Origin of the sequence: Vogesella sp. AC12 (genome assembly GCF_024437575.1) — a bacterium.
Classification (GTDB): Bacteria; Pseudomonadota; Gammaproteobacteria; order Burkholderiales; family Chromobacteriaceae; genus Vogesella; species Vogesella indigofera.
Genome location: NZ_JANFNU010000011.1, coordinates 30,730 through 43,385 on the forward strand (window position 1 = coordinate 30,730; position 12,656 = coordinate 43,385).

Consider the following 12,656-nt stretch of genomic DNA (forward strand, 5'->3'; position numbering starts at 1 on the left):
CCGCAAACCGATTCAAGGAGTCCGAAACATGAAAGGCAAGACCATGGCACTGGCGCTGCTGCTGGCGGCGGCAACGCTGCAGGCGCAGACGGTGGATCAGCAACTGCTGGCGGCGCAGATGGCGTACCAGAGCGCCGACAGCCGCCTCGATGGCGCACGGCGGCAGAAACAGCAGGCGGAGGCGGAGCAAAGGTTGGCCGCACAGCGGCTGGAGCAGGCGCAGCAGCAGCTGGCGCAGGCCAATCTGCAGCTGCAGCACGCCGACAGCCAGTTGCTGGCGGCGGAGAGCGGCCTGCAGCAGGCGCAGCAGGTATTGAAGGACGCCTGGCAGCAGAAGGAAGCCGCGCAGCAGTAAGCGCCGCGCACGACACCGCTGATCCGGCATTGCGCCGCCTTGTCGTGCGCCCGGTCCGGCCTGTGTCGATGCGCCAGGGTTCGGCTACGCGGTGCGGTGTGCTTGGCCGCGCCGGGCCAGTTTAGGGCGCGCTGGTGCCGAGCAGCTGGCGCAGGCGCTGGCTGTCCTGTTCCGCCTTCTGGCGCAGCGTCTCGATCTCGTTGCTGCGCAATTGCAGCTGGGCGCTGGTGCCGTCCAGCAGGCGCTGCTGCACCGCGATCTGGCTGGGCAGCCCCTGCAGCGGCTTGCCGGCCTGCTGCAGCCTGTTCGCCTCGGCCTGCAGGCTGGCCAGATGCTGGCGCTCGTGCTGTTGCTGGCGTTGCAATTGCAGCAGACCCGGCTGCAGCCGTTGCAGCTCGGCGTCACGTTGCCGCTCGATGTCGCGCACGCTGTCGTAACGCTCGCGCAGCAGCCGGTCCTGGCGCTGCTGCTCGCGGCGTAGCGCCTGCTGCTGTTTCTGTTGGGCGGCGGCGGCGAGGCGGGCCGCTTGCTGTGCCGCCGATTCGCCCGCTTCCAGCAGCACGCCCTGCGGATTCAGGCGGCTGACGCCGGCGGCCTGTTCCTGCGTCGGCCGCTGGTCGCTGTAGTGCACCGCGCCGTGCTGGTCCTGCCACTTGTATAGCCCGCCGGCCGTGGCCGGCACGGTGACGAGACAGCAGAGCAGGACGGCACGGCGGGCCATGTCAGGCGCTGACGCCGTACTGGGCGCGGTAGGCACGCACCGCTTCCAGATTGTCGGCCAGCTCCGGGCTGCCTTCGAGGAAGCCGAGCAGGTCGTGCAGGTTGGCAATCGCCACCACCGGCAGGTTGAAGTCGCGGGCCACTTCCTGCACCGCCGACAGCTCGCCCGTGCCGCGTTCCATGCGGTCCAGCGCGATGGCGACGCCGGCCGGCTCGGCGCCGGCGGCACGGATCAGCTGCACCGATTCGCGCACCGAGGTGCCGGCGGAGATCACGTCGTCGATGATAAGTACCTTACCCTTGAGCGGCGCGCCGACCAGAGTGCCGCCTTCGCCGTGGTCCTTGGCTTCCTTGCGGTTGTAGGCGAACGGCACGTTGCGCCCCTGTTCCGCCAGCGCCATCGACGCGGCGGCGGCGAGGATGATGCCCTTGTAGGCCGGCCCGAAAATCATGTCAAACTCTACGGCGCTGCTGCTGATGGATTTTGCATAAAAACGTGACAGCTGCAGTACGCTGTCGCCGTCATTGAACAGGCCGGCGTTGAAGAAGTACGGCGAGGTGCGTCCGGCTTTGGTGACGAATGCGCCAAAACGCAATACCTGCTTGCTCAGCGCAAAACGAATAAAATCCTGACGAAAATCGCTCATTTCCATATGCCTCTTTAATGATTAACACTTTGACGTGCCTGAAAAATTGCCGGCAAGGATACCACGGGAGACCCCATGCTTCGAATCGTTTCCGCCAACCTCAACGGCATCCGCTCTGCCGACAAGAAGGGTTTTTTTGACTGGCTGGCCGGGCATCACGCCGATTTTGTCTGCGTGCAGGAGCTGAAGGCGCAGGCCGGCGATCTGTCGCCGCGGATGCAGAATCCGGACGGCCTGACCGGCTACTTTCATTACGCCGACAAGAAGGGCTACAGCGGCGTCGGCATCTACACCCGCCAGCAGCCGGATGCGGTCACCATCGGTCTCGGCGTGGACTGGATCGACGCCGAAGGCCGCTATCTGCAGGTCGATGCCGGCAACCTGTCGGTGATCTCGCTGTACCTGCCGTCCGGCTCCAGCAGCGACGAGCGCCAGGATGTGAAATTCCGCTTCCTCGAGGTGTTCAAGCCGCACCTCGACCAGCTGCGCGCGCAGGGCCGCGACGTGGTGATCTGCGGCGACTGGAACATCGCCCACCAGGAGATCGACCTCAAGAACTGGAAGGGCAACGTCAAGAACTCCGGCTTCCTGCCGGAAGAGCGCGCGTGGATGACGCAACTGCTCGGCGACGGCTGGTGCGACGTGTGGCGCCGCCTGTACCCGGACGCGCCGGGCTATAGTTGGTGGAGCAACCGCGGCCAGGCCTACGCCAAGGATGTCGGCTGGCGCATCGATTACCACATCGTGACGCCGTCGCTGATGGCGCAGGCGCGCACGGCCAGCGTCTATAAAGACGAGAAGTTCTCCGACCACGCACCGTTGACGGTGGACTACGACAGGAGTGAGTGATGCTGGACGATGACGACGTGTTTCTGATTACCGTCCCCGGCTGGGGCAACTCCGGCGCCAGCCACTGGCAGAGCTACTGGGAGGTGCTGTATCCGCTGGCGCGGCGGGTGGAGCAGGACGACTGGCTGTACCCGACGCGCGACGCCTGGGTGCAAAGGTTGGCCGCGACGGTGGCGGACTGCGACGGCAAGGTGGTGATCGCCGCGCACAGTCTCGGCTGTCACGCCACGGTGGAGTGGCTGGGCCAGGCCAGTCTGCTGGAGCAGAAAAAGGTGAAGGGGGTGCTGCTGGTGGCGCCACCGGCGCTGCCGATCACGCCGCAGCGCGCTGCCGCCAGTGGCGAGCTGCCAGCGGGGGCGCCGCTGCCGGATTTTGCCGGCTTTGCCGCGCCGCGCGAACTGCGCCTGCCGGTGCCGGCACGGCTGGTGGCCAGCCGCGACGACCTGTTCTGCGACTGGACGGAGGCGGAAGCGCTGGCGGCGTGCTGGCAGGTACCGTTGCTCAGCGCCGGCAACAGCGGCCACATGGGCAGCAACAGCGGCCTTGGCGACTGGAAGGCCGGCCAGCGCCTGATCCAGCAGCTGATCCTTGACTGAACGAGCTCGTGTCTTGCGGCCAACCTTGCAATGAAAACCCCCGCCGAGGCGGGGGTTTTTGTTGCCGTGCTCAGAATCTGTCCAAGGTCTCGCGAGCAAGAGCGAGACAAGGCGAAAACGGCTGGGGAAGCGGCGTTGAGCTGGAGATAAACCAGCATGCCGAAGGTGTTTTCAACGCCGTATCGCCCCATTTGCGATCACGTCGCAGCAGACATTGAACCGCTGCTCAGGCGCCGGTGGCGACCGGGCGCGTCGGGTCGCTGCACCACTCGCTCCACGAGCCGGCGTACAGCCGCGCACCGCTGAGACCGGCGTATTCCAGCGCCAGCTTGTTGTGGCAGGCGGTGACGCCGCTGCCGCAGGACAGGATCACCTGTCCGGCGGGGGTGCCGTCCAGCAGTGCCAGCCATTCGCTGCGCAGCTGTGCGGCCGGCTTGAAGCGGCCGTCGCTGCCGAGGTTGTCCATGAAGAAGCGGTTCTTGGCGCCGGGGATGTGGCCGCCGACCGGGTCCAGCGTCTCGTTTTCGCCGGCAAAGCGGTCCGGCGCGCGGGCGTCGATCAGCTGGTACTGCGGCGTGCACAGGTTGGCCGCAATCTCGTCAAGCAGTACCACGCTTTCCTGCGGCGTGCCCATGCTGAAACGGGTGGCGTCGCGTTCCGGTATGCCGGTGTCCAGCTCGCCGCCGGCCTGCTGCCACGCCTGGATGCCGCCATCGAGCACCGCCACTGCCTCGTGGCCCAGCCAGCGCAGCAGCCACCAGGCACGGGCAGCGTACATGCCGCCGGCGTCGTCGTAGGCCACCACCTGGCTGTCGGCGCCGATGCCGAGCGCGCCGAGGCTGACCGCCAGGCGCTGGCCGTCCGGCAGCGGGTGGCGGCCATTGCTGCCGTTCTTGAGGCCGGACAGGTGGTAGTCCAGGTGCAGGTAGTGCGCGCCGGGCAGGTGACCCTCGTCGTAGGCGGCGCGGCCGAAATCGGGGTCATTGAGGCGGAAACGGCAGTCGAGCAGCACGGTGTGGCGGTTGCCCAGTTGTTGCAGTTCGCTGGCGGAAATCAGGGTAGTAAACATCAACGCTCCTTGGTCAGTGGCTGACGGAGCCGCTTCAGAGCCGGTCTGGGCGGCGGGCAAGACCGGCTGGGAAGTGGTTCCTGTTTGAAATCTTAAACGCGATTCACCTTACCACCCGCCTGCCATGGCGGCAATGCCGTCGCGGCATTCAGCCGGCCTGCAGCGCGTGGCGCAGCTGTGCGGCCAACGTTGGCGAGCCGTGCGCCACGCCGTCGCGCATCGCCGCACCCCACAGCGGATTGGGAAAGTGCTTGTCATCGGCAAAGCGCGGGATCACGTGCCAGTGCAGGTGCGGCACCATATTGCCGAAGCTGGCGAGGTTGATCTTGTCCGGATTCAGCACCGCGCGCAATGCCTGCTCGGTACGCAGCACCCAGTCCAGCACATGGGCGCGGTCAGCGCGGTCCAGGTCGGTCATTTCCTTGACGTGGGCGTGCCAGATCACGCGGCAGAACGCCGGGTAGTCGGCGTCGGCGACCAGGATCACGCGCAGCTTGTCGTCGCGGTAGAGGATATCGCCACCGTCCTGGTGGCACAGTTCGCATTGCATGTGTTGTTCCTTTGCTGGCCTAGCGTTTGCCGCGGCCTTCCCAGTTTTCGTAGTCGAAGTCGGCCAGGTTGATCAGGCCAAAATAGCGTGGCGGGCGATAACGACGTGACTTGCCATTGTCTGGATCGCTGGTATGAAAGCTCTCGGTATCCACTTCCACCAGTTGCCAGGTTTGATCCCGGCGTGACCAGGCAAAGCGGATGTCCAGGCGCCAGCGCCAGTTGCTGCCGCCGTAGTGCAGGAGGGTGAAGCCGCCTGCCTGAAAATTCATCCCCTCATACGGATCACCGAAAATGCCGCCGCATCTGCGACACAGGATGGCCTTGTCGTTGCGGCTGGCAAGTGTCAGTTTGCCTGCCGGTGTACGGCTGAACAGGAGCAGGCTGCGTGGACCTTCGTCGTTTGTCGTGTCGTCGGCCTCGATGACCAGAACGGTCTCCTTGCGACCATCCCGGTTGAGGTCTACCTCATCAAGGCTGAGTACGCTGTAACCTTTCGGGACAAAAGGGCGCAGTTCTGCTGGCAGTGTCTCAGCGGCGTAACTGCCTGTTGCCAACAGTAAGGCCAGCAGCGCCGCCATGCGGGACAAGGTTGGCCGCAACAGGCTCATACCCACTCCCGTACCGGCAGGAAGTCGCTGTACAGCGCCGCTTCCGGGCTGCCGGCTTCCGGCTGGTAGCCGTACTCCCAGCGCACCAGCGGCGGCATCGACATCAGGATCGATTCGGTGCGGCCGCCGGTCTGTAGCCCGAACAGCGTGCCACGGTCCCACACCAGGTTAAATTCGACGTAACGGCCACGGCGGTAGAGCTGGAACTGGCGCTCGCGCTCGCCCCACTGTGTGTCCTTGCGCCGCGCGACGATCGGCAGGTAGGCATCGTTGAAGCCGTTGCCGACCGCCTGCATGAAGGCGAAGCTGGTGGCGAAATCCGGCTGGTTGAGGTCGTCGAAGAACAGGCCGCCGACGCCGCGCGCCTCGTCGCGGTGTTTAAGATAGAAGTACTCGTCGCACCATTTCTTGTATTTCGGGTAGCTGTCCTCGCCGAACGGTGCGCACAAGTCGCGGGCCACGGTGTGCCAGTGCACCACGTCCTCGACATTGCCGTAGTAGGGGGTAAGGTCGAAGCCGCCACCAAACCACCACACCGGCGCCTCGCCGTCTTTCTCGGCGATGAAGAAGCGCACATTGGCGTGGCTGGTCGGCACGTAGGGGTTTTCCGGGTGGATGACCAGCGACACGCCCATCGCCTCGAAGCGGCGGCCGGCCAGCTCCGGGCGGTGCGCGGTGGCGGAGGCCGGCAGCGCCGGGCCGGTGACGTGCGAGAAGTTGACGCCGGCCTGCTCGAACACCGCGCCGCCGGTGAGTACCCGGCTGATGCCGCCACCGCCGAGACCGGTGTCGCCGCGCTGCCAGCTGTCGGCGATGAAGCGGGCGCCGCCGTCGGCGCCTTCCAGCCCGGCGCAGATGCGGTCTTGCAGCTCGAGCAGGAAAGCCTTCACTTGATTGGCGTGGGGGTGGCTCATCGCAGTATCCTGAATTCATCAACAAGCGCTGATTGTAGCAAAACCGCCTGACGGGGCTGGCAATGATCGATCTCCACAGCTGGGATACGCCGAACGGCAAGACGGTCGCCATCGCCCGGTATCCGTGGCGGCGCGTCACGAGTGGCATCCTGCGCGACCTCGCGCTGCTGTCGCAGGTGCCGCGCTGGCTTGCCGAGGTCGGCGTGCGCTTGTCACATCACTCACGGCAGCCGGCGGGCTGCCTTTTTGTCGCCGCTGCCGGCGCGTGGCAGCCGGTTGAGGCATGAATTTAATTCATGAGACGACCGGATAATTCATTTGCCGGCCACGGCGGCAGTTCTTAAGCTGAACTCACCATAACAAGCGCCGTGCCGTGTTTTCTGGCGGCCAACCCTGCTTGCCCCCTTACCGATGAGTGTCCGCCGATCATGAAAAAAATACTTGCCCTGAGCTGTCTGTTTGCCGCCTTTCATCTCCAGGCGCTGCCGCTGCGCATCGCCACCGATGTCAGCTACCCACCGTTTTCCAAGCAGAACCCGGATGGCAGCATTGTCGGCTTCGATGCCGACATCGCCCGCGCACTGTGCGACAAGATGAAGGCGGAGTGTGAGCTGAGCGCGCACGACTTTGACGGCATTATCCCTGGCCTGCAGGCGAAGAAGTACGAGCTGGCAATTGCCTCGATGAACATCTCGCCGGACCGCGCCAAGGTGGTCAGCTTCAGCGACATGTACTTCAACATTCCGGGGCGGTTGATCGCCAAGGAGGGCACGCCGGTGAGCGGTGACTGGTTCAAGGGCAAGCGCATCGGCGTGCTGCGCGGCGCAATCCAGATGAAGGAATCGTCGGAGAAGTGGGGTCGCAACGGCGCGCAGATCAAGGGCTACGGCAAGATCACCGACGCCTTCCTCGACCTGAAGGGCGGCCGTCTGGATTACGTCTACGTTGATGCCACCATCGGCGAGGCCGACTTCCTGAAGACGCCGTTCGGCAAGGGCTTCGCCTTCGTTGGCCCGGTGTTCAACGATCCGAAGTACTACATGGGCTCCGGCATCGCCATCCAGAAAGGCAACAAGGAGTTGCTGGCCAAGGTCAACGCCGCGCTGAAGGCGATCCTGGCCGACGGCACCTACCGCAGCATCGAGCGCCGCTACTTCAGCTACGACATCTACCCGCACAAGCACTGAGCCAGGGTTACGGTTACCACCGACCCCGCCGCGCGCGGGGCCGGCGGTCGTGTCGTGATTCCCCGTGTGTGCCAGGGTTGGCCGCGGCGCCGGCACGGCTTGACTGGTGCGGCTGGCTGCCAGGCTGGACTCTGTTGTCGCCGCTAGCGATGCTGGTGGCGACATAAAAAAACCCGCCATGAAGGCGGGCAAATGCACACGAGGACTAATACAGAACAGCAGGAAATCAGAAGCGGTAACCCAGGCCGACTTTCAGCGCGCCGACCGGCGCGGTATCGGTGATGTCTTTGTGGCCGATGTTGCCGATACCTTCATATTCGACACGGGCGGACAGGTTCTTGTCGAGGTGGTAGGCGGCGCCCACGCCCAGCCCCATGCCGAAGCTGCTGTCCTTGCTGCTGGCCAGCGCGGCCGAGCTGCTGTTGAACTTGCTGCGGATGTGGTTGGCGGATACCTTGCCGTAGACTTCAAATTGCTGGGTTACCGGGATGATGCCAAGTGCAGCGACACGAAAAGTGTCGTAGTCCAGGCTGCCGGCACCGTTCAGGCCGGTGGCGTCGCCGTGGCGCAGATAGCTACCCTCGACCGCGAAGTTGTCGTTGATACGCTGGCCGACGCCGATCTCGACCATGCCGGAGGTGGCATCGTCGTCGTTGACCTTGCGGTCGCTGACGCCGGCGCGGTTGGCGGCGCCGTCTTTTAGTGTCCACTGGTTGGCGGAGATGCCGACATTACCGAACACGTAGTTGCCGGTTTCTGCGGCGAAGGCGGTGCTGGCGGTAGCGGCAAACAGGGTAGCGACAAGCAGTTTCTTCATGATGGACTCCGTTTCACGGTGAGTGAGGTTGATGAGTCCATTCTGCGTGCCGCCGCCGCGCAACACTATGGCGCTTGCGTACGCCGACTGTGTGGCTGCTGTGCGTTTATGTGACGCTTTGTGACGGCGCGCCGCCGGCCGGGTGCAGCGGCAGCGTCAGCCCGAAGCGGGCGCCGCCTTGTGGCGACTGGGCAATCCACGCCTTGCCGCCGTGGTGGTGGGCGATCAGACGCACGAAGGACAGGCCGAGGCCGTAGCCGCCGGTGGCGCGGTCACGCGAGCGGTCGAGGCGCTGGAACGGATCGAAGATGCGCTCGCGCTCCTTTTCCGGGATGCCCGGCCCGTCGTCGTCGACGGTGATGATCAGCTGGCCGTGTTCGACCGCCACCGTCATGCACACCTGCTGCCGCGCGTACTTGAAGGCGTTCAGCAGCAGGTTGCGGGTGGCGACGTACACCAGGCGGCGGTCGAAGGTGGCTTCGCCGCGCGCGCAGTCCAGTGTCAGCTGCAGCAAGGTTGGCCGCAGCGGCTGCACCAGCTCGATCAGGTCCTCGAACCACTCTTCCAGGTCGATGGTGTCGTACTCCAGCGGCACTTCGCCGCGATCGAGCTTGGAGTAGCTGAGGCTGACGTTGATCAGCTCGTCCAGCTCCTGCATGTCGCGCTCCATGCCGTCACGGTAGCCGCGGCGTTCGTCGTCGGATTCCGCCTCGTCCATCATGGTCAGCCCGAAGCGCAGCCGTGCCACCGGCGTGCGCAGCTCGTGGGCGATGGCGTGCGCCAGCGCCTGCCGCGTCTCCATCTGCGTTTCCAGCTTTTCCGCCATGCTGTTGAGCTGGCGCTGCAGCGGCGAGAACAGCGGGCTGCGCGCCGCCGGCGCCCGCGCGCCGAGATCGCCCTCCGCCAGCCGCAGCGAGGTGTCGCGCAGCGCGGCCAGATCGTGCCAGTGCGGGCGCAGGTTGAGGTAGATCAGCAGCGCCAGCGGCACGCCGAAGAAGGCGAACCACAGCACGAACAAGCCCAGCTCGCTGTGCAGCCAGCCGCCGCCGCTGCCCTGGCTGTCCAGCGGGCCGATCACCAGCAGCTGGCTGGTGCCGGGCAGCGGTGCGTACAGGTTCTGCTGGCTGCTGTCGAGCCAGCTCTGGCCACTGGCCAGTCGTGCGCGCGCCTCTTCGCCGAGGCTGGCCGGCGGCAGCCTGACCAGCGCCAGCGGATAGGCGAACAGCGGCTGCAGCTCGCGCAGGCTGGCGTCGCGCCGTGCCGGCGGCTGGCGCAGCAGCTCGCGCTGGATCAGGCGCACGGTGCCGTCCATCTGCTTCTGCAGCCGTTCGCGCTCGCTGTTGGCGGACAGCACGATCAGCAGCAGCACAAAGCCGAGCAGCAGCACGAACTGCAGCAGCATGGTCTGCGCGAAGTAGCGCGCGAACATGCGCGCCATGCTCAGCGGCGCTCTCACTCCCAGTCGCTCCGCGAGAACAGGTAGCCCTTGCCGCGCACGGTCTTGATGCGGGTCGGTGTTTCCGGGTTGTCGTCCAGCTTCTTGCGCAGGCGCGAGATGCGGGCGTCGATGGAGCGGTCGAGGCCGTCGAAGCCGATGCCGCGCAGCTGGTTCATGATGTCGTCACGCGACAGGATTTCGCCGGCGTGGCTGGCCAGCAGCCACAGCAGGTCGAATTCGGCGGTGGTCAGCTCCAGCGACTGCGCGTTGAGTACCGCCTCGCGCGTGCTCTGGCAGATGCTGAAACGGCCGAAGCCGAGCTTGTCCTGGTCGCCGTTGTCGTCGCCGCCGCTGTCGCTGCGGCGCAGCAGGGCGCGGATGCGCGCCAGCAGGCGACGCGGCTCCACCGGCTTGGCCAGATAGTCGTCGGCACCCAGCTCCAGGCCGAGGATCTCGTCGATCTCCTCGTCGCGGGCGGTCATCATCAGGATGCGCCCCGGGTAGCGGTGGCGTACCGCGCGGCAGACTTCAAAGCCGTCCTTGCCCGGCAGCATCACGTCGAGGATCACCAGATCGGGCATGATCTCGATGATGCGTTCGGCAGCGCCGTCGCCATGGGCATGGTGCTGGATGTCGTAGCCGTTCTTGCGCAGGTAGCTGCTGACGAGGTCGGCCAGGCGCTGATCGTCCTCGATCAGCAACAGACGTTGGTTCATGGCAGATCCTTGTGGGGTGACTGGCCGGTTATACCGCAATTCCGCCAGCAGGCAAAACAGCCCGCGGGGTGCGGGCTGTGCGGTGGCGGATGGCTGGCGCAGGCTGGGACGGCCGCCGGCGCCGGGCTGGCGCGGTACGCGTTACAGCCAGAAGTCCTGGCGCACGCGGTGCGCTTCCAGCAGGCGCTGGAACACGCCGGGGTCCTTGGTGTAGGTCATCTCGCCGCTGGCCGGACGGTAGAAGTCGAGCAGGCGCGATACCCAGAAACGCAGTGCCGCGGCGCGCAGCATCACCGGCCATGCCTTGTGTTCCTCCGCGGTCAGCGGCCGGATGCTCTGGTAGCCGGCGATGATGGCACGCGCCAGTTCGGCGTCGATCTCGCCCTGCGCATCGCGCGCCCAGTCGTTGAGCGCGATGGCGAGGTCGTACAGCAGCACGTCGTTGCAGGCGTAGTAGAAGTCGATGAAGCCGGCGATCTTGTCGCCGTCCATCAGCACGTTGTCCTTGAACAGGTCGGCGTGGATCACCCCCTGCGGCAGGAAATCAAAGCGGTGACTGTCCTGGAACGCGACTTCGCTGCGCAGGCTGGCGGCGTCCGCGGCCGGCAGTTGCGGATACAGCGAGGTGGCGGTGCGGCTCCACCATTCCGGGCCGCGCGGGTTGTGCATGCGGCGCGGGAAGGTGCTGCTGGCCTTGTGCATCTGCGCCAGCATCTCGCCGATGGCGTGGCACTGCGCCGCGTTCGGCTGCTCGATGTCGTGGCCGTCGAGGCAGCTGACCAGGCAGGCCGGCTTGCCGGCCAGCAGCGAGGCAAACTGGTCGTTGTGGTCGGCAATCGGCGCCGGACAGGCAACACCGTGTCGCGCCAGGTGGCTCTTCAGCTCCAGGAAGTAGGGCAGCTCGTCCAGCTGCAGCACCTCGAACAGCGTCAGCACATAGCGGCCGTGGGTGGTGGTGACAAAGTAGTTGGTGTTGGTGACACCGGCCACAATGCCTTTCAGCTCGACCAGCTCGCCCAGCGCATAGCGCTGCAGCCACTGTGCCAGCTCTGCGGTCGAGACCGAGGTATAAACCGACATGCCCGCTCCTCAGAAGGTCAGCAGGACCCACTGCGGCACCACCAGGCGCTGCGACGGGTCGATGCGTTTCATCTGGCCGTTACCCTCGTCGTCACGCAGGTAGTACGGTGGCGCGTTTTTCGGCGTCACTTTCAGCAGGTAGAGGCGGCCGTTGAGACGGTATTCCTCGATGCTGTTGTCGCCGTCCTGGATGATGCGGATTTCCGGCTCTGCCATGGCATCGGCGGCAATGGTCGGCGGTGGCGGCAGCACCGCGGCGGGGGTATCGGCCAGCGCCGGCAGGGCGATGGCGGCCAGCACGGCCAGAATCAGGCGGGACATGGTGTTTCCTTGGTTGTCGGCGCTGGCGGGCAGCGCCGGTCGGCAAATATTACAGATTGAGCAACTGTTCGCGTTCTTCCGGCAGGGCCTCGAAGCCGCGGGTTTCGTAAAAGGTGAAGATGGTTTCCACGATCTGCTGCGGGTCGTCGATCAGCTGCAGCAGGTCGAGGTCATCGGCGTTGATCAGGCCGTCGCCGATCAGGCGTTCGCGCACCCAGTCGAGCAGGCCACTCCAGAATTCGATGCCGCACAGAATGATCGGCATCTTGCGCGTCTTGCCGGTCTGGATCAGCGTCAGCGCCTCGAACATTTCGTCCAGTGTACCAAAGCCGCCGGGCATCACCACATAGGCCAGTGCATGTTTGACGAACATCACCTTGCGGCTGAAGAAGTGGTCGAACTTCAGGCTCAGGTCCTGGTACTCGTTGGGGCGCTGCTCGTGCGGCAGCACGATGTTGAGGCCGACCGACGGGCTGTTGCCGTAATAGGCGCCCTTGTTGGCCGCCTCCATGATGCCGGGGCCGCCGCCGGAAATCACCGCAAAGCCGGCGTCGGATAACAGGCGGGCAATGTCCTCGGTCAGCTTATAATAGCGATGATCGCGCGGCGTCCGTGCGCTGCCAAAAATACTTACAGCTGGACTGATCTGTTGCAGTTCTTCTGCCGATTCAACAAATTCCGACAGAATTTTCATCACATGCCAGGCTTCGCGCGAGCGGAAACGCTGCATCATCGCGTAGCGGTCGCTGGTTTGCGGTAATTTATCGGACAAGCTCATATCTGCCCC

Annotated in this window: 17 protein-coding genes; 5 read left to right on the forward strand and 12 right to left on the reverse strand. The window is 65.3% G+C overall.

Annotation, left to right across the window (positions count from 1 at the left end):
- Window positions 1-28 precede the first annotated feature (28 nt).
- Window positions 29-355 carry a hypothetical protein gene (locus NOM55_RS14455; RefSeq protein ID WP_047967933.1) on the forward strand — a complete coding sequence of 109 codons (327 nt, stop codon included), beginning with the start codon at window positions 29-31 and terminating at the stop codon, window positions 353-355.
- A 121-nt stretch (window positions 356-476) separates the two neighbouring features.
- Here the strand turns inward: NOM55_RS14455 and NOM55_RS14460 are convergent, their stop codons facing one another.
- Window positions 477-1,076 (reverse strand): DUF4124 domain-containing protein, encoded by a 600-nt coding sequence (locus tag NOM55_RS14460; RefSeq protein WP_255909242.1) that lies wholly within the window; start codon window positions 1,074-1,076, stop codon window positions 477-479.
- A gap of 1 nt (window position 1,077) precedes the next feature.
- Window positions 1,078-1,722, reverse strand: coding sequence for an orotate phosphoribosyltransferase (gene pyrE / locus NOM55_RS14465; RefSeq protein ID WP_255909244.1), 645 nt, complete (start codon window positions 1,720-1,722; stop codon window positions 1,078-1,080).
- A gap of 75 nt (window positions 1,723-1,797) precedes the next feature.
- Here pyrE and NOM55_RS14470 point away from each other — a divergent pair, with 75 nt between their 5' ends.
- Window positions 1,798-2,571 (forward strand): exodeoxyribonuclease III, encoded by a 774-nt coding sequence (locus NOM55_RS14470; protein ID WP_255909246.1) that lies wholly within the window; start codon window positions 1,798-1,800, stop codon window positions 2,569-2,571.
- The gene (locus NOM55_RS14475) at window positions 2,571-3,167 is read left to right on the forward strand and encodes an alpha/beta hydrolase (protein ID WP_047967930.1); all 597 of its coding nucleotides are present in this window, start codon (window positions 2,571-2,573) and stop codon (window positions 3,165-3,167) included. The genes NOM55_RS14470 and NOM55_RS14475 overlap by 1 nt, the downstream gene beginning before the upstream one ends.
- 226 nt (window positions 3,168-3,393) lie before the next feature.
- Here NOM55_RS14475 and NOM55_RS14480 read toward each other — a convergent pair whose 3' ends face one another.
- From NOM55_RS14480 to hemF, 4 genes are all read right to left on the reverse strand, one after another.
- Window positions 3,394-4,236 (reverse strand): sulfurtransferase, encoded by an 843-nt coding sequence (locus tag NOM55_RS14480; protein WP_255909248.1) that lies wholly within the window; start codon window positions 4,234-4,236, stop codon window positions 3,394-3,396.
- Between the two features lie 148 nt (window positions 4,237-4,384).
- Window positions 4,385-4,786: an HIT family protein gene (locus NOM55_RS14485; protein WP_255909250.1), complete on the reverse strand. Its 402-nt coding sequence runs from the start codon at window positions 4,784-4,786 to the stop codon at window positions 4,385-4,387.
- Between the two features lie 19 nt (window positions 4,787-4,805).
- On the reverse strand, window positions 4,806-5,396 hold the full coding sequence (locus NOM55_RS14490; protein ID WP_255909252.1) for a hypothetical protein: 591 nt from the start codon (window positions 5,394-5,396) through the stop codon (window positions 4,806-4,808).
- Complete coding sequence (hemF, locus tag NOM55_RS14495) at window positions 5,393-6,310, reverse strand: oxygen-dependent coproporphyrinogen oxidase (RefSeq protein ID WP_255909254.1); 918 nt, start codon at window positions 6,308-6,310, stop codon at window positions 5,393-5,395. The genes NOM55_RS14490 and hemF overlap by 4 nt, the downstream gene beginning before the upstream one ends.
- A gap of 62 nt (window positions 6,311-6,372) precedes the next feature.
- Between hemF and NOM55_RS14500 the strand changes: the two genes are divergently transcribed.
- Both NOM55_RS14500 and NOM55_RS14505 read left to right on the forward strand, forming a co-directional pair.
- Window positions 6,373-6,597, forward strand: coding sequence for a hypothetical protein (locus NOM55_RS14500; RefSeq protein ID WP_255909255.1), 225 nt, complete (start codon window positions 6,373-6,375; stop codon window positions 6,595-6,597).
- Between the two features lie 141 nt (window positions 6,598-6,738).
- Entirely contained in the window at window positions 6,739-7,497 is a 759-nt protein-coding gene (locus tag NOM55_RS14505) for a transporter substrate-binding domain-containing protein (RefSeq protein WP_255909257.1), read from the forward strand.
- A gap of 226 nt (window positions 7,498-7,723) precedes the next feature.
- On the opposite strand, the gene NOM55_RS14510 is transcribed toward NOM55_RS14505, so the two are convergent.
- The 6 genes from NOM55_RS14510 to NOM55_RS14535 form a co-directional block, all read right to left on the reverse strand.
- Window positions 7,724-8,314 (reverse strand): porin family protein, encoded by a 591-nt coding sequence (locus NOM55_RS14510; protein WP_156168049.1) that lies wholly within the window; start codon window positions 8,312-8,314, stop codon window positions 7,724-7,726.
- Between the two features lie 106 nt (window positions 8,315-8,420).
- On the reverse strand, window positions 8,421-9,770 hold the full coding sequence (locus NOM55_RS17460) for an ATP-binding protein (RefSeq protein ID WP_255909259.1): 1,350 nt from the start codon (window positions 9,768-9,770) through the stop codon (window positions 8,421-8,423).
- Window positions 9,767-10,468 carry a winged helix-turn-helix domain-containing protein gene (locus tag NOM55_RS14520; RefSeq protein WP_047967922.1) on the reverse strand — a complete coding sequence of 234 codons (702 nt, stop codon included), beginning with the start codon at window positions 10,466-10,468 and terminating at the stop codon, window positions 9,767-9,769. Before NOM55_RS14520 ends, NOM55_RS17460 begins: the two co-directional genes overlap by 4 nt.
- A 141-nt stretch (window positions 10,469-10,609) precedes the next feature.
- The gene (thrB, locus tag NOM55_RS14525; protein WP_255909261.1) at window positions 10,610-11,548 is read right to left on the reverse strand and encodes a homoserine kinase; all 939 of its coding nucleotides are present in this window, start codon (window positions 11,546-11,548) and stop codon (window positions 10,610-10,612) included.
- A 9-nt stretch (window positions 11,549-11,557) separates the two neighbouring features.
- Window positions 11,558-11,869 (reverse strand): DUF2782 domain-containing protein, encoded by a 312-nt coding sequence (locus tag NOM55_RS14530; protein WP_047967920.1) that lies wholly within the window; start codon window positions 11,867-11,869, stop codon window positions 11,558-11,560.
- 49 nt (window positions 11,870-11,918) lie between these two features.
- Window positions 11,919-12,647, reverse strand: coding sequence for a TIGR00730 family Rossman fold protein (locus tag NOM55_RS14535; RefSeq protein ID WP_047967919.1), 729 nt, complete (start codon window positions 12,645-12,647; stop codon window positions 11,919-11,921).
- Window positions 12,648-12,656 lie beyond the last annotated feature (9 nt).